The sequence below is a fragment of the Lacihabitans sp. CCS-44 genome, from assembly GCF_024343735.1.
Classification (GTDB): Bacteria; Bacteroidota; Bacteroidia; order Cytophagales; family Spirosomataceae; genus Leadbetterella.
In genome coordinates, this window is record NZ_RJUE01000060.1 from 391,283 (window position 1) to 406,800 (window position 15,518).

The following is a 15,518-nucleotide window of genomic DNA, read 5'->3' on the forward strand; positions in this document are numbered from 1 at the left end:
TTTTAAGCAAATTAGTGATTTTTCGGGATTTATGCTTTTAAAAGAAAAATTCAGGAAAATAAGTACTTATTTTTCCCTAATTTCATGCTTAAAATTCAACCTGATAAATGAAAAAAATTGCGTTTTTAATTATTGCAGTGCTTACTGCAAACCTCAGTTTTTCGCAAGAAAAGAAAACCATAAATGTCGATTTTAATAAACCCATAGGCAAAATGTATCCCTTTTGGGCGTTTTTTGGTGCAGACGAACCGAACTATGCTTATATGAAAGATGGCAAAAAGTTGCTTTCTGAGTTGTCGGCATTGAGTCCTGTTCCTGTATATTTTCGAGCACACAGTATGCTCAATTCAGGCCATGATACCCTTACACTAAAGTGGGGCTCTACCAATGTTTATACAGAAGATGCCAAAGGAAATCCAGTTTATGATTGGACAATAGTTGATAAAATAGTTGATACCTATTTGCAAAGAGGCATAAAGCCCTTGGCTCAGTTTAGCTTTATGCCCGAGGCTCTTTCTACCAAACCACAACCTTATGAGCACGGTTGGAAGCCCGGTATGCCTTACAACGATATCTACAAAGGCTGGACATTCCCGCCAAAAGACTATAAAAAATGGGCCGATTTGGTGTATGCTTGGGTAAAGCATTCGGTAGAACGCTATGGAAAAGCGGAGGTAGAAAGTTGGTATTGGGAGCTGTGGAATGAGCCAAACATTGGTTATTGGAGCGGAACAGTGCAAGAATATTGTAAACTTTATGATTACACAGCAGATGCTGCCAAAAGGGCATTACCCACCATCAGAATGGGTGGGCCAGAAACGACAGGGCCAAGTTGGACCAAGGCGGCAGATTTTCTAAAATATTTTTTGACTCATTGTAGTACCGAAAAAAATTATGCTACTGGCAAAATTGGCTCTCCACTTGATTTCATAAGTTTTCATGCCAAAGGGTCACCCAAAATTGTAGACAATCATGTACAAATGAACATGGGTACTCAGCTCAGGGATATTTCGGAAGGATTCAAGATTGTTACCTCTTTTGAGAAATACAAAAAACTACCAATAATTATTGGAGAATCGGACCCAGAAGGTTGTGCAGCTTGCGGAATGAAAACTAATCCACAGAATGCATACAGAAATGGTACGATGTATTCGAGTTACACTGCAGCATCTTTTGCCAGAAAATACGCTTTGGCAGACCATTTCAAAGCCAATCTTTTGGGAGCGGTGAGTTGGTCTTTTGAGTTTGAAAATCAACCCTATTTCTATGGGTTCAGAGATTTGGCAACCAACGGCATAGACAAACCAGTTTTGAATGTCTTCAGAATGTTTGGGCTAATGTCGGGACAAAGAGTGAACGTAAAAGGTAACCAAAGCTATACTTTCGAGATGGTGAGAGACTCGAGCGTTAGAGGAAAAAATGCTGATATTGATGCTTTAGCCAGCAAAGATGTAAATTCGGCAGCCGTGATGCTCTGGAATTATCACGACGACGACGTAAAAGCCGAGGATGCGACTATAGAACTGAATTTGTCAGGATTACCAAACAAAACCATCAATTTGCAGCATTACAGAATTGATGATGAAAACAGCAATTCTTATGAGGTTTGGAAGAAAATGGGTTCTCCCCAAAGCCCGTCCAAAGAGCAAATAAGCATTTTGGAGAAAGCAGGTCAGTTGACACTTTTGACCTCGCCTGTTTATCTAAAACCCAAAAATGGCATTTTAAAAATGAACGTTATTTTGCCAAGGCAAGGGGTTTCTTTGTTGAAAATGGATTGGTAGAACTATTTTTTGACCTCAGAAATATGATATTCTTGAATCAAAGCTGGTTTTTCGGGAGAAAGCGTGAAACTAATTTTTACGTTTGCGTTTTCTCCTTCTAGTATAAACGACCCACGAAGTGCATTTTCTGGCATCATTTCACCTACTCGCACAATTCTACCAGATTTTTGATAGATGGCTTCCGCTTCTTTTTTTAGGCTATTTGTGAAGTAATCCAAAAAGAAGTTTTCTGCAAAAATTCCTGAGGCTTCGGCTTTTTCCCAAGATGGAAGCAGAGAAACTAGTTGCTTTTGTCGTTCTTTTAATACTTCAGAAACAGCCCAAGAAATAGGTTTTAAATCTGCCAAGGCGATTAATGTGTCCATAATTTGGGTATTCAAAGCATTTGCCGGAGCATAGGTGCGATTGGCAAATGACACAAACCCGATTCCATATTGGGGCAAAATTTTCCAGTTGCTCCCAAAGCCTGGCAACCCACCACTGTGGCCGATGTTGATATTGTGTTCGCAGTCTTGTACCCAACGTAGGCCATAGCCATAAGCCTGTACAAATGGGCACGGGTTTCCTTGAGCATTTTTGTTTTCTACATTCAGCAGAGCAAAATTCCAAGGTTGCTGCATTTCTCGTAGTGAGCTTCTTTTCAATACTTTAGATTCTGGTTTATCGGAGGTCGCAGCAGAAAGATGAAAGGTCATATATTTTCCAAAATCCTCTATGGTGGTCAGCATACCGCCCATGGCACCATAAGCACCGTCGCCCAGCATGGGTTGTTCCACCCATTGGTCATCAAGCCAGCGGTACCCGATAGCCAGTTGACTTTTCGGCACTTTGGTATAATCCCAGTAGGTATTGTTCATACCCAGTGGCTTCAGAATGTACTTTATGGTATAGTTTTGGTAGGTTTCACCAGTTACTTTTTTGATGATATAGCCCAGCATAGCAAAGCCCATGTTGCTGTATTCGTAGCTCACTCCAGCCGTATTTGAGAAAGAAATGCCCTTTTTGAACATTTTAAGCATCGTTTCGTCTGAAATGGCCAGTTGCCTGTCGCCCCAAGGATTATCTTCTGGAAAACCAGCTGCGTGTGTTAATAAATGTCTAATTGTGATTTCAGGTGAATCTGCCGAGTATTTTTGTCCTTTTATTTCAGGAATATATTTATGTACGGGATCGTCTAATTGTAGTTTTCCGGCATCTCTAAGTTGTAAGATAGCCATAGCTGTAATGCTCTTTGACATAGATGCAATACGGTAGACCGATTGTTGACTGGCAGGTGTTTTTTCGGATAAGTTTGCAACACCCAGAGCATTGAAATGTACAATTTGTCCATCTACTACCAACCCATATACCAAGCTAGGCAGGTGATTTTTCTCTGCATTTTCTTTACAAATTTGATCAATAATGGGTAGGGCGGCTTTTATCTTAGCCATTTGCTCGGCAGACGATTGAGCGGAAACTTTTTGCAACACACAAAAGGAAATAATTCCTAACAGATAGTAGCTTAGTTTTGTCATAGTTTGGAAGAGGCGATTTTTCAAAACTTAAATATATAAAAAAGAAACGGATTCAACTGTTTGTCGTGACACAGAAATTCTGAATAGAGGGTTAAAAAAAGCATATCAATCGCCATTAATTTTTCCAAAACGCAATATTTTTTATAGTTTTGGAAAATAATCAACTACAATATTTTCCAAAACACAACATTTTTTATAGTTTTGGAAAATAAAAATCAATTAAATCGTGTTTATTTATAACACTATGAAGTAATAGATACAGAAATGAAAATAATTGGGAGACAGCCAGAGCAAGATAGAATTAGAGAAATCATGAATAATGATAAACCTGCTTTTGTGGCACTTTATGGTAGAAGAAGAGTGGGAAAGACGTTTTTAATCAAAGAATATTTTAATCAAAAGTTTACTTTTTATGCCACTGGATTGGCAAATAGCAATACCCAAAAGCAGTTATTAAACTTTACATTATTTATAAATAATCAATTTTCTGCATCATACGAACCACCCAAAAGTTGGTTAGAATGTTTTTCTTTTCTACAAAAAGAGCTTTCTAAAATAGAAGGAGATAAGATATTGTTTTTGGATGAATTGCCGTGGTTTGACACGAAAAAATCAGATTTTATGACTGGACTAGATTTTTTTTGGAACTCGTGGGCAAGTTCCCAAAGTGGGCTAAAGCTATTTGTGTGCGGTTCGGCAGCTTCTTGGATGATAAACAAGCTTATCAGAAACAAAGGGGGTTTATATAATAGAATTACGCATCGTTTTAAGATAGAGCCATTTACTTTGGCCGAGACCGAAACGTTGTTTAAATCTCAAGGAATAAACTTGGACAGATATCAAATTATCAATATTTACATGACCATTGGGGGTATTCCATTTTATTTAGAGCAGGTTCAAAAAGGATTGAGTGCTGCTCAAAATATCGAGAAAATATGTTTTAGTCCAAGCGGACAACTAAGAAATGAGTTTCAATTTGTGTTTTCGTCGCTATTTAACAACTCTGAAAAGCACGAAAAACTACTAAGGGCGGTATTTCTGCTTGGAAACAGGGCTACGCGTGACCAGATAATCAAACATTTAGGGTGGGAGTCGAGTGGAGATTTTAGTTTAAAACTTAACGAATTAGAAGAGAGTGGTTTCTTAAAATCATACGTGCCGACAGGAACAAATAAGAATAAGAAGATATACGTAATAGCGGATTATTACACCTTATTTTATTTTAAGTTTATCGAACACTCATCAAAATATGCTGAAGGCGTATGGACAAGTATGATTGACTCAGGGAATACGTATGCATGGGCGGGCTTGGCGTTTGAACAAGTATGTTGGGATCACACAGTAAATATCAAGCGAAAGTTGGGAATTGAGGGAGTTTACAGCGAAACAAGCACTTGGTCAAAATCGGCTGATGCGGAGATAGGAGGTACTCAAATAGACCTGGTAATAGACCGAAAAGATCGGATAATTAACCTGTTCGAGATAAAATATTCTACCAGCCCCTTTACCATTACAAAGGAGTATGATTTAAAACTCAGAACAAAGCAAAGTATATTTAAAGAAGCAACCAAAACACGAAAAAGCGTTTTTTTGGCCATGATTACAACTTATGGCATTACTCCAAACGAATATGCTAAGTCCATCATTCAAAACGAATTGACTATGGACGATTTGTTTTAAGAAAGGGAACCCTTCAAAGTTTAATTTTCGCAAGACTTAATTTCGGCTTTAAAAACAGCACCCGAGTTGGCTTGAAATCCATTCGAAAGTAATATCGAATTACCTGCATTATAAGTAACTCCCGTACCATTTTGAAGTTTATTTGAAGCAGAAATGGTTTGGCTTGCTTCGAACTTTATCAAGGAGTTTCCACCAATTTCATTGGTCATTTGATAGTTGTTGACACAATTGGGATTTACTTTAATAGTGAAAGTATCTCTCAAACACTGCCGACTGTCCTCTACAAAATAGCTCTGTCCAATAACGGGATTAATTGTCAATGTTTTGGCTGTATTGGAATAACCATTCCAGGCATAATCACCCAGCCAAGATGCTTGAAGGCTTAGGCTTGGAGTGTTTGGCGTAATAACAACCTCAGTGTTTTTATTCACATCCTTCATAATCGTAAACTGGTCGGCTACGGTTCCATTTTCTGAAATCCACTTAGAATCTAGTCTGTTGCCTTCTATTTCGAGATAAATAGAGCCGCCCGTTGCAGAATTGGAATATACTGTTGCATCATGCGGATAACTTCCCTGAATACCGCTCACCCACCCGGCAGAGCCGGATACTACGTAAACGATGCCCTTGTTGGGTAAAGCGGAGGATTTTACATATGGACAAGAATCTGCAGTGCCATCGTATCTTCCAGAAGAGCTGCTTTGGTTGTGGGTATTGGCACTGAAAGTAGTTTCCAATCCGTAATGCCCTTTTATTAAGCGTGTTCTTTCGTAGTTATGACTATGGCCACAAAGAACCAAATCTACGTTGTTTCTTTCAAGAATGGGGAGCACTTTTTCTCTAATATACCGAAGCTCTAGCTCTGTGTCTGAATTGTGGCTGCCCATGGTGTAAGGAGGGTGATGCCAATAAACGATCGTCCATTTTTGAGTATTTGCAGCCAAATCGGCTTTTAACCATGCTATTTGTGGACTATTAAGCGTATCAGATAAGCGATATAAACTTGCAGTTTCTGTTCCGTAAGAATCTAGACTTATAAAGTGAATATTGGCGTAATTATAAGAATAATACCCTTCATTGTAAGAAGGCGGTCCACCGATTTCGCCATTGGTTGGTAGTGTAAAATTCTGAAAATAAGCCCCGCTTCTGCTGGCTTGGGATGAACTATAATAGTCATGATTGCCGGGTGCAGGAAAAATCGGGGTTTGCTTCATCGTTCGGCTGTTTTGATAGGGTTCAAAAAACAAAGACTGATACTCGTAATCGTGTCCAGAACTGTAAGCATTATCTCCCAGAAGAAGCCAAAGGTCTATATAACTGTTTCCTACGTAGTTTAGAAAAGCATTTTTTACATTTGCTTGAGTACTTGTGCCTGTTCCACAATCACCAGTTACCCAAACTTTGGTTTTCTTTTCGGTGCCCACAGTTGGGGCTGTGTAAAAATAGTGCTGAGCCGAACTCTGTATTACTTCAGTAGAATTGGCAACGTTGTAGTAGTATTTGGTGTTCGGAATAAGATTAATTAAGTCAACTACGTGTTCCGTTTTATCTATGTTGTCCGAAACCTGACTGTTGAGATTACTAGGATCGGTTCCATAATTTATTTTTGAACTTGTAGCTACATTTGTTCTGTATCTAACCTGCATACTGTTTGTGGTACCCATCTGCAAATACGGCCCTCTCGAAATATAAGTGCTGTTTTGGCCAATTAATTCAAAGTCGAATGTAATATCCGAACTGTTTATGGCCGTTTGATGAATTTCCACCGCAATGGTGTTTTGCCCAACCTGTAGAATATTGCCCGGCAAAGTAGCATTTAGCCAAACCTGCCCATCGTCAGCGGCGTTTGTAGCAAGTGTATTATAAAGTATTGGCTCGTTAAGACCATCTTTGAATATTTGTACGCCATTGAAATAAATAGCAACACCATCGTCTCTTTTTCCTCTTAAAATAAAGCTGTTGTAAGTACTCGAAAGCGTAACGACTTTCCTAAAATAGGTAGTGATGTGTTTTGTGTCTGGATTGCCTCCATAGCTCACTACTGTTGTCTCGTCGCCTTCTCCATAACCTAACTCGGAGTTTCCAGATGCCCACAATGCATCGTTAAATCCTACATTTCGCCAGGCTGTTCCTTGGTCAGAGCCATTGTCGAGATATTTCCATGTATCTCCTGATGTAACCAAAATAGACTGGGCAGAAGCACAACAACAAGTCAAAAGAATAAAGAGGAAAGTCTTCAATAGTAATTGCATTATATTCAAAATTAATAAAAAGAAATTGTGAGATAGAGATTTTAAAGGGATTTTGACTTCTGTCACAATAATTTAAACAATAAACCAATGATTTAGAAAAAAATCGCAAAATTTACGTTGCCAATATATTTATATTTTGGTGGATTTTTTTTGAAGACGAAAACCTAACCTTGAAATTAAATGAAAACTCGCTTGATTTTATCCTTATTCCTTATCATTTGTCAGGCTGTTAATGCACAAAATGGCCAGAAAGAAAAACTACTTTTTGGTGTAGCATATTACGACGAATATATGCCATATGAACGCCTTGAAAAAGACGTAGCAATGATGAAAGATGCAGGCATAAACGTGGTCAGAATTGCGGAATCAACTTGGAGTACAGTGGAGCCACAAGACAATGTTTGGGATTTTAAAAGCATAGACCGAGTTTTGGCAGCCATGCACAAAGGCGGCATTAAGGTCATTATTGGTACCCCAACTTATGCTTTTCCAACATGGTTGGCAAAAAAATATCCTGAAATCTTGGCCACAACCGCGAGAGGAAAAAACCAATATGGAGCCAGGCAAAACATGGACATTACGAATGAGCATTTTAGGTTTCATGCCGAGCGAGTGATTCGTAAAATCATGGAACACGTGAAAGACCATCCGGCCATAATAGGCTATCAAGTAGATAACGAAACAAAACATTATGGTACAGCAGGGCCAAATGTACAAAAGGCATTTGTACAATACATGAAAGACAAATTTAAGACCTTAGATGCTGTAAATAAGGAATTTGGGTTAGATTATTGGAGTAATAGAATCAACAATTGGGATGATTTTCCTACTGTAAACGGGACACAGAGTGCATCAATCAATGCCAGTTTGAACTCAGAATTTTCGAAATTTCAACGCCAAATCGTAACGGATTATTTGACTTGGCAAACCAAAATAGTGAAAGAATATGCAAAACCAAGTCAGTTTGTAACACAGAATTTTGACCTCGAATGGAGAGGGTATTCTTATGGAATTCAGCCAGATGTGGATCATTTTGCAGCCGCCAAAGCTCTTGACGTGGCTGGAATCGACATTTATCACCCAACACAAGACAATCTTACAGGTATAGAAATTTCGTTAGGTGGCGATTTAACTCGGTCAATGAAAGGGGGCAAAAACTTTTTTGTTATTGAAACCGAAGCACAAGGTTTTGCACAATGGGTGCCATATCCCAATCAGTTGCGTTTACAGGCCTTTAGTCATCTGGCATCAGGGGCAAATATGCTCGAATACTGGCACTGGCATTCTATCCACAACTCTGCCGAGACGTATTGGAAAGGATTGCTAAGCCACGATTTTGAGCCAAATCCAACCTACAACGAAGCCAAAACTATTGGAAAAGATTTTGATAGATTGAGTGAGAAACTCATCGATTTGAAGAAAAGCAACGAGGTGGCCATATTGTTCAGCAACGAAGCCCTTACGGCATTCAATGCTTTCAGTTTTGGTTGGGGAGCAAGAGAAAACTACAACGATATTCTTCGCCCATATTACGATGCTTTGTACAAAATGAATGTAGGAACTGATTTTATTGATGGAACTAAGAATCCGGAGTTGAGCAAATACAAACTAATCGTTGTTCCAGCATTATATGCCGCTTCCGACGATTTATTGAAAAAACTCAATCAGTTCGTAAAAGATGGCGGGCATGTACTTTATACTTTCAAAAGTGGGTTTTCAGACGAAAACGTGAAAGTAAGAACCAGTATTCAGCCCGGTATCATCAACGAAGCTTGCGGAATTTCGTACAGCCAGTTCACGATTCCTCAAAATATTTCTCTAAAAGGCGACCCTTTTGGTGCAGGAAAAGAAAACACGGTAAATTCCTGGATGGAGTTGATAACGCCCACAACAGCCAAAGTTTTGGCCTATTACGACCATCCGTCTTGGGGAACTTATGCGGCAGTAACACAAAACCAATTTGGTAAGGGCACCGCCACTTATGTAGGTTGTATGACTACCCAAACCTTGACCGAAAAAATAGTAAAAAGTACGCTCGAAAAAACCAACCTTTGGAAAACAGAACAACAATTTGCCTTCCCAATTATCCTAAAATCAGGAGTAAACCAGCAAGGTAAAAACATTCGTTATTTCTTTAATTATTCGGCTGTACCACAGAAAATACAATATTCTTTTAAAAAGGGGAAAGAATTGCTTTCGAACAAAGTAGTTTCTGCTAACAGCCCCTTAGATTTAGAAGCTTGGGGAGTTTTGATTGTGGAGGAGGATTGATACATAGAATTATTCTGAGACTCAATTTTTGAGTCTCAGAATAAATACAGAATTATATCTTCACCACCCCACCACTCTTCACCGATTTATAAATAGCTTCTACCACTCTAATATCCCTCAAACCCTCCTCACCTGGAACTAGCATAGGCTTTTTCTCAATGATAGACAGTGCGTCTTCGTCCAGTTGTTTGGGTTGTTGGCTTGGCAATGGAAAGTTTATTATTGTTCCGTCAGACATGCTGCCTTTGTTGTTGCCGTAGCCGCTTTGTGGTTCCATTTTTAACCAACCTTTTTCGTAGTTTACTTGCAGGTGGTTCATGTTTATTCCAAAACTCGACTGGCAAGCCGCTTTCGCTCCCGAAGGAAACTCCAACTGGAACATCATCGTTTCCTCAACTTCTTTGTATATTTCGGGGCGAGTTGTGGAGGCTTGTGCTATTACACTTATAGGCTCTTCGCCCGCAGCCATACGTGCTCCTTGCAGTGCATATACACCCATATCGCCCATTACACCGCCGCCCAAGGCTTTGTTTTGTTTCCAGTGCGTGGTGCGGCCATCAAAATATCCAGCGGCAGAATTTATCATTTTTGGCTTTCCAAATGGTCGTTCTTTGGCCACTTTTATTACTTGCTGAAGATTTGGGTCGTGTTGACAACGGTAGCCAATAGAAAGCTTTACGTTGTTTTTGTTACAGGCGTCTATCATGGCTTGGCAGTCGGCCACAGAGGGAGCCATGGGTTTTTCACAAAAAATATGTTTGCCTGTAGCCGCTCCTCGTACCACAAACTCGCGGTGCATTGATGGCGGTAAAATGACATAAATAATGTCAATGTCGGGGTTGTTGGCTATTTGGTCGAAGTTGTTGTAGTCGTAAATATTTTTATCGGCTAGTCCATATTTGTTTTTCCAAATTTCTACTTTTGAAGGTGTACCTGTCACGATGCCTTTTAATTCGCAATGTTCGGTTTTGAGTAATGCTGGAGCAATCAAATCGGTGCTATAGTAGCCCAAGCCTACCAATGCTATGCCCAATTTGGTCTTTTGTGGCTGGGTGGCTTTGAGCAATACATGTGGCGAAAAAACGGCCGAAGCAGCAATCAAACCAGTACTTTTTAAGAAATCCCTTCTGTTTTTCATTTTGAGGTTATTTTGGTTGAAATAAAATTCTGATTCTATAAATTTCGAAAAATCGTTTTTTATTTGTTTGAAATTTCTAATTTGCCAAAAATACAAAATTTCCTCATGAATGAAACACCAAATGCGGGCAAAGTGCTCATAGCTGAGCCATTTCTGGGAGACCCAAACTTTGAACGAAGCGTGGTACTCATTTGTGAACACAACGACGAAGGTTCGTTTGGATTGGTGTTAAACAATGTCTCAAAAAACACCATTGCAGACGTAGTCGATGATATTTATGTGGAATTTCCGCTTTTTATTGGAGGACCAGTGGAGCAAAATACCCTGCATTTTGTACATCGCCTAGGTCATTTGATTGAAGATTCTATCGATTTAGGCAATGGAATTTTTTGGTCGGGCGATTTTGAATCTGTTAAAAGTCTTTTGAGCATTGGTACCATAAAAACAGAAGATATTCGGTTTTTTATTGGTTATTCGGGTTGGGGTGCTGGTCAGTTAGGAAGCGAATTGGCACAGAACACTTGGATTCTTTCAGACATAAACTCTGAGGTGTTGTTTGAAGAATACACCAATCAATTTTGGCGAACAGTATTAAAACGGATGGGTGGAGACTACAAGGTTTTGGCCAATTACCCAGTTGATCCTAGGTTAAACTGATTTTGAGTGTTGAGTTGTGATGAATGAGTTGTGAGAATTGAGTTTTTAATAAATATGCATTATGAAAAAAGTTGTCTTTCTTTTTTGTTTGATTTTTGCGGGAAACCTGTTTGCTCAAAATGAGATTGTGTCGCATCTCGACCAAAACTTCACCAAATATACCCAAATGTCTGATCAGATTTGGCAATGGGCTGAGCCTGGTTATTTGGAGGAAAAAACGTCTGCTTTGCTGATTAAAGAATTGGAGGCCAATGGGTTTTCTGTAAAAAAAGGTGTGGGAGAAATGACAACGGCTTTTGTGGCAACTTATGGGTCTGGTTATCCCACAATAGGTATTTTGGCCGAAATGGATGCCTTGCCGGGTCTTTCACAAGAAGCCATTCCTACCAGAAAAGCCAAAGCACTCAACGGCTACGGCCATGGATGCGGACATAATCTTTTCGGGGTAGGATCAGTGGCTGCAGCTATTTCTACAAAAGCATGGATGGAAAAAAACAAAATAAAAGGCACCATAAAACTCATTGGAACCCCTGCCGAAGAAGGTGCAGGTGGAGGAAAAACATATTTGGTGCAGGCAGGTGTTTTTAAAGATATAGATGCCGTAATCAATTGGCATCCAGGAGATAATAACAACGCAAGTCCAAACTCTTCATTGGCTTACCGAGTTACAAACTTTACATTTGAAGGCCTAGCTGCACACGCATCAGCAGCACCAGAAAAGGGTCGTTCGGCTTTAGATGCCGTAGAGGCCATGAATTACATGGTCAACTTAATGAGAGAGCATATTTCACCCGAAACAAGGATTCATTATGTGATAAAGAACGGGGGCTTAACTTCCAACATTGTTCCAGACTATGCCATGGTGGAATATACCGTCAGGCACCCATCAGCTAAGGGCTTGGAAGAAGTTTGGAATAGAGTACAAAAGGCCGCCCAAGCAGCAGCTTTGGGTACAGAAACAAAGATGAGTTTTGAGATTATGGCGGGTTTGTACAATTTGCTACCTAACGAAACTTTAGCTAAAGCCATGCAAAAAAACCTTGAAATTGTAGGAGGAGTGAAATTCACCACAGAAGAGAAAAAGTTTGCTGAGGATATCAGAAAGACCGTTTTCTCAAGTTCTTTGGCCACACTAGAGTCGGCAGACCAAATAAAACCATACACTTCGGGATTGGCTACACCAGCATCAACAGATGTGGGTGATGTGAGTTGGGTGGTTCCTACGGCTGGACTTTCTACTGCCACTTGGGTGCCTGGTGTGCCAGCACATAGTTGGCAAGCGGTTGCTTGTAATGGCATGAGTATTGGGCACAAAGGCATGATAAATGCAGCTAAAACAATGGCTTTAACTGCAAAAGACTTGTTTTCAGACGCAGATTTGGTTGAGAAATCGAAAGAAGAACTTTATAAAATGCGTGGAGGCAAAGACTTTGAATACAAGTCACTCGCCGGAGACAGAAAGCCACCATTAGATTATAGAAAATAGGCTTAAGACAATCACTAATACACGTTTTATTTGTGTATTAGTGGCAAAAATCACAGAGACTATTCAACATTAACCGTCAAAGTATCCGATTGAGCAGGAGGAACATCTGTTTCCCAAGATCTTCGGTAGGTGAATATTATTTGAGTACTACCGGCACTAACACCTTCTATTCTGTATTTAAACTTCGATGGCGTTCCTACCATACCTTCTTTATTTTCAGAGACAATTTCCTCAGATATTTTCACTATTTCAGGATTTTCGGCTTTGTACTGCCATGTGTATCCTGTTGTAGGATTTCCTTCTAATTCATGCGTAATACTTTGTCCAATTTTGATGGTCTTTCCCATAAGTTTATGTTTTTGTTGACAGCTCCATGTGGTGATGGTGATGAGGGCGATGATTAGGTTTTTTTTCATGGTTTTGGTTATTGGTTTGATTATTAATGTATTGTGGCTTTACGGTTTGAGGTGTCTGAGTTGCTATGCTTTTTGCAATGATTGCGTGTTACTGTGCTTGAGCCGCAATGCGTGTTACTATGCTTGAGCCGCAATGCATTGCGGCTTTACGGCGGCGGCGGATCGGCCTGCTGCACTAGTCGTGCATAGGCCTTGCCCGCATTGCCTTTTTTTCGGCGTTTACTTTCTTGGTTTTTAGTCTTTTTTCTATTTTTTCGAGTGTTGGTTTGGTTGGTTTTCGCTTTTTAGGCACAGTTAGAGCCGATATCAAGAGTTCCTTGAACTTCTTGAGAGCCAATTCTTTGTTTTTTAACTGCGACCGACTTTCTTGGCAAACCACCAAAAGTTCGTCTTCTTGGTTAATCTGGTTTTTGAGTTTTTCTCTGATTTTCTCTTTTTCAGTTTCGTCCAAAAGGGCAGAAGCATTAATATCAAACCTTAATTCTACCTTTGTTTCGACTTTATTGATATTTTGGCCTCCGGCTCCACTACTTTTTGAAGTATTAAAAACCACCTCACCAGTGAAATCTATTTTTGCGATATTTTTCATTTCTAAAAATTACAAATTGGCCGCCGCTTCTTTGTCTATCCATAGCAAACCGTCCTTATGTTTTCTTAAAACAGTAGCGGGAAGTTTTTCGTTTATTTCCTCCGAAATCATTCTTTTAATTATATCGGCTTTTCCAGCACCATTGGCCATTACCATAGCTTCTTTGGCGTCTAAAAGATGTTTCAATCCGACTGTTATTCCCTTTGTCAAGGGCGTACTCGAATTAAAGTATTTTTGCCCAGTAATAGCAGTAACTTCTTCTAAATTAGTCACTTGACAATAGGAATCAAACGAAGAACCAGGTTCATTTAGTCCAAGATGCCCATTTGTTCCCAAGCCCACAAGGATAAAATCAAGGCCGCCTTTGGCAAATATCAAATCGTCCACCCTTTTACATTCTGATTCTAAATCTTCAGTCATGGAATCAAAAAAAGCGTAGTTCGATTCAGGAATATTCAAAGGTTTGAGTAGATTTTGTTCTACTATATACCTACAGCTGCCTTCACTTTCGCCCGAAATACCTACCCATTCGTCTAAGCCGATAATAAAAGTCTGATCAAAGTCTTCTGTTTTGGCCAGTTCAGTTAATTTTTGGTAGGCAAGTATGGGAGTATTGCCAGACGTAAGTACCAACGTGGCATTTGGCTTATTTCTTACCAATGCTAAAATGTGTTTGGCCACTGCAAGAGAAAGGGCCTCGTGATTGCTAAATACTTCTAAGAGCATTTTTGAATTATTTGGGGTCAAAACTGTGTTGTTAAATGTTTGGCAATATTAGCCAAATAAAATCACTTTTTATTAAACGCCTTTATTATAGCGTTTGCTATAATCTCATTGCCATTGTCGGATGGATGAAGTCCGTCATAAGTCATGGCTATGGCATCCTCAGGATATGGATATTCATCTTTTTCAGGATTAAAAGGTATTTTTGTATAGGCTGGATACTTATATCTCTTACTCAATCCTGTTTTTGGGTCTTTAAGAAGTTTGTATTTCACCGCGTTTTTAACAGATAATTTTTTGTTGTGATACAAATCCACCACTTGAATGTTTTCAGCCTTTCCTATTGCCTTTATAGCATCAACAAATTGTTCAAGAAACTGTCCATTTTTGTCTTTATACGACCCGTAAGCATTGTTTTTCATGTTGGCCAAATAGACAAAATCACCTCTCTGCATAGGAGTAATTAAGACAATTTTGGCATCTTTGTTCAGACTTTTGAGTTTGTCAAGAATTACTCTGAAAGCTCCATTAACTGTACCAATTCCCGTATTTTTCTCATAATCATCCAAAGTACCGAGCGGTTTTCCTCCCCACCAATCATTTGTGCCAAGAAAAACAGTGTAAATATCTGCTTTTTCTATTTTTAAATCTTCTATTTTTTCGGCAATTCGAATGGCAGTCCAACCATTATGACCTTGGTTTACATAAGAAATATGGGGAAGTTTTTCGGTTACTCTTGTCAAATATCCTTTTTTAACGCGATTGCCAGTTTGTTCAGGATGGTCGTTTAGATAGGTAATGGAATCGCCAATGGCTACCCATTTGATATTTTGAAAAGATAAAGAGCTCAATCCTATAAAAAGGACGAGACTGAAGAGTAGTTTTTTCATTTAAAAGGTTGATTTTGAATAGAAAACAAATTTATACTATTCTCGAATCTGTTTTTGGTTTTTATAAAAATGTTTTTGAAACTAAATCTTGTCAAAAGAAACTATTTTTGCTCACGAA

Annotated in this window: 12 protein-coding genes; 5 read left to right on the plus strand and 7 right to left on the minus strand. The window is 39.2% G+C overall.

Annotated features, from left to right (window positions below):
- Positions 1 to 107 precede the first annotated feature (107 nt).
- A complete protein-coding gene (locus EGI26_RS15935) occupies positions 108 to 1,784 on the plus strand; it encodes a GH39 family glycosyl hydrolase (protein WP_255079976.1) in 1,677 nt (558 codons plus the stop codon).
- A 2-nt stretch (positions 1,785 to 1,786) separates the two neighbouring features.
- Here the strand turns inward: EGI26_RS15935 and EGI26_RS15940 are convergent, their stop codons facing one another.
- Entirely contained in the window at positions 1,787 to 3,298 is a 1,512-nt protein-coding gene (locus EGI26_RS15940) for a serine hydrolase (protein ID WP_255079978.1), read from the minus strand.
- Between the two features lie 264 nt (positions 3,299 to 3,562).
- Here EGI26_RS15940 and EGI26_RS15945 point away from each other — a divergent pair, with 264 nt between their 5' ends.
- A complete protein-coding gene (locus EGI26_RS15945; RefSeq protein WP_255079979.1) occupies positions 3,563 to 4,978 on the plus strand; it encodes an ATP-binding protein in 1,416 nt (471 codons plus the stop codon).
- A gap of 20 nt (positions 4,979 to 4,998) precedes the next feature.
- Here the strand turns inward: EGI26_RS15945 and EGI26_RS15950 are convergent, their stop codons facing one another.
- Positions 4,999 to 7,230, minus strand: a complete 2,232-nt coding sequence (locus EGI26_RS15950; RefSeq protein ID WP_255079981.1) for a metallophosphoesterase family protein — start codon at positions 7,228 to 7,230, stop codon at positions 4,999 to 5,001.
- A 180-nt stretch (positions 7,231 to 7,410) separates the two neighbouring features.
- On the opposite strand from EGI26_RS15950, the gene EGI26_RS15955 reads away from it, so the two are divergent.
- Complete coding sequence (locus tag EGI26_RS15955; RefSeq protein WP_255079984.1) at positions 7,411 to 9,501, plus strand: beta-galactosidase; 2,091 nt, start codon at positions 7,411 to 7,413, stop codon at positions 9,499 to 9,501.
- Between the two features lie 52 nt (positions 9,502 to 9,553).
- On the opposite strand, the gene EGI26_RS15960 is transcribed toward EGI26_RS15955, so the two are convergent.
- Positions 9,554 to 10,639 (minus strand): Gfo/Idh/MocA family protein, encoded by a 1,086-nt coding sequence (locus EGI26_RS15960; protein WP_255079986.1) that lies wholly within the window; start codon positions 10,637 to 10,639, stop codon positions 9,554 to 9,556.
- A gap of 105 nt (positions 10,640 to 10,744) precedes the next feature.
- Here EGI26_RS15960 and EGI26_RS15965 point away from each other — a divergent pair, with 105 nt between their 5' ends.
- Positions 10,745 to 11,296 carry a YqgE/AlgH family protein gene (locus tag EGI26_RS15965; protein ID WP_255079988.1) on the plus strand — a complete coding sequence of 184 codons (552 nt, stop codon included), beginning with the start codon at positions 10,745 to 10,747 and terminating at the stop codon, positions 11,294 to 11,296.
- A 61-nt stretch (positions 11,297 to 11,357) separates the two neighbouring features.
- Positions 11,358 to 12,782 carry an amidohydrolase gene (locus tag EGI26_RS15970; RefSeq protein WP_255079989.1) on the plus strand — a complete coding sequence of 475 codons (1,425 nt, stop codon included), beginning with the start codon at positions 11,358 to 11,360 and terminating at the stop codon, positions 12,780 to 12,782.
- A 59-nt stretch (positions 12,783 to 12,841) separates the two neighbouring features.
- Here EGI26_RS15970 and EGI26_RS15975 read toward each other — a convergent pair whose 3' ends face one another.
- From EGI26_RS15975 to EGI26_RS15990, 4 genes are all read right to left on the minus strand, one after another.
- Positions 12,842 to 13,198: a protease inhibitor I42 family protein gene (locus EGI26_RS15975; protein ID WP_255079990.1), complete on the minus strand. Its 357-nt coding sequence runs from the start codon at positions 13,196 to 13,198 to the stop codon at positions 12,842 to 12,844.
- Positions 13,199 to 13,373: 175 nt separating this feature from the next.
- Positions 13,374 to 13,787, minus strand: a complete 414-nt coding sequence (arfB, locus tag EGI26_RS15980) for an alternative ribosome rescue aminoacyl-tRNA hydrolase ArfB (protein WP_255079991.1) — start codon at positions 13,785 to 13,787, stop codon at positions 13,374 to 13,376.
- Between the two features lie 9 nt (positions 13,788 to 13,796).
- Positions 13,797 to 14,513 (minus strand): glucosamine-6-phosphate deaminase, encoded by a 717-nt coding sequence (locus EGI26_RS15985; protein WP_255079992.1) that lies wholly within the window; start codon positions 14,511 to 14,513, stop codon positions 13,797 to 13,799.
- A gap of 62 nt (positions 14,514 to 14,575) precedes the next feature.
- On the minus strand, positions 14,576 to 15,400 hold the full coding sequence (locus EGI26_RS15990) for an SGNH/GDSL hydrolase family protein (RefSeq protein ID WP_255079994.1): 825 nt from the start codon (positions 15,398 to 15,400) through the stop codon (positions 14,576 to 14,578).
- Between the last annotated feature and the right edge of the window lie 118 nt (positions 15,401 to 15,518).

Bases quoted from the DNA above. Each gene is read 5' to 3' on its own strand.
- EGI26_RS15935 (WP_255079976.1), top strand. From the start codon at position 108: ATGAAAAAAATTGCGTTTTTAATTATTGCAGTGCTTACTGCAAACCTC.
- EGI26_RS15940 (WP_255079978.1), bottom strand. From the start codon at position 3,298: ATGACAAAACTAAGCTACTATCTGTTAGGAATTATTTCCTTTTGTGTG.
- EGI26_RS15945 (WP_255079979.1), top strand. From the start codon at position 3,563: ATGAAAATAATTGGGAGACAGCCAGAGCAAGATAGAATTAGAGAAATC.
- EGI26_RS15950 (WP_255079981.1), bottom strand. From the start codon at position 7,230: ATGCAATTACTATTGAAGACTTTCCTCTTTATTCTTTTGACTTGTTGT.
- EGI26_RS15955 (WP_255079984.1), top strand. From the start codon at position 7,411: ATGAAAACTCGCTTGATTTTATCCTTATTCCTTATCATTTGTCAGGCT.
- EGI26_RS15960 (WP_255079986.1), bottom strand. From the start codon at position 10,639: ATGAAAAACAGAAGGGATTTCTTAAAAAGTACTGGTTTGATTGCTGCT.
- EGI26_RS15965 (WP_255079988.1), top strand. From the start codon at position 10,745: ATGAATGAAACACCAAATGCGGGCAAAGTGCTCATAGCTGAGCCATTT.
- EGI26_RS15970 (WP_255079989.1), top strand. From the start codon at position 11,358: ATGAAAAAAGTTGTCTTTCTTTTTTGTTTGATTTTTGCGGGAAACCTG.
- EGI26_RS15975 (WP_255079990.1), bottom strand. From the start codon at position 13,198: ATGAAAAAAAACCTAATCATCGCCCTCATCACCATCACCACATGGAGC.
- arfB (WP_255079991.1), bottom strand. From the start codon at position 13,787: ATGAAAAATATCGCAAAAATAGATTTCACTGGTGAGGTGGTTTTTAAT.
- EGI26_RS15985 (WP_255079992.1), bottom strand. From the start codon at position 14,513: ATGCTCTTAGAAGTATTTAGCAATCACGAGGCCCTTTCTCTTGCAGTG.
- EGI26_RS15990 (WP_255079994.1), bottom strand. From the start codon at position 15,400: ATGAAAAAACTACTCTTCAGTCTCGTCCTTTTTATAGGATTGAGCTCT.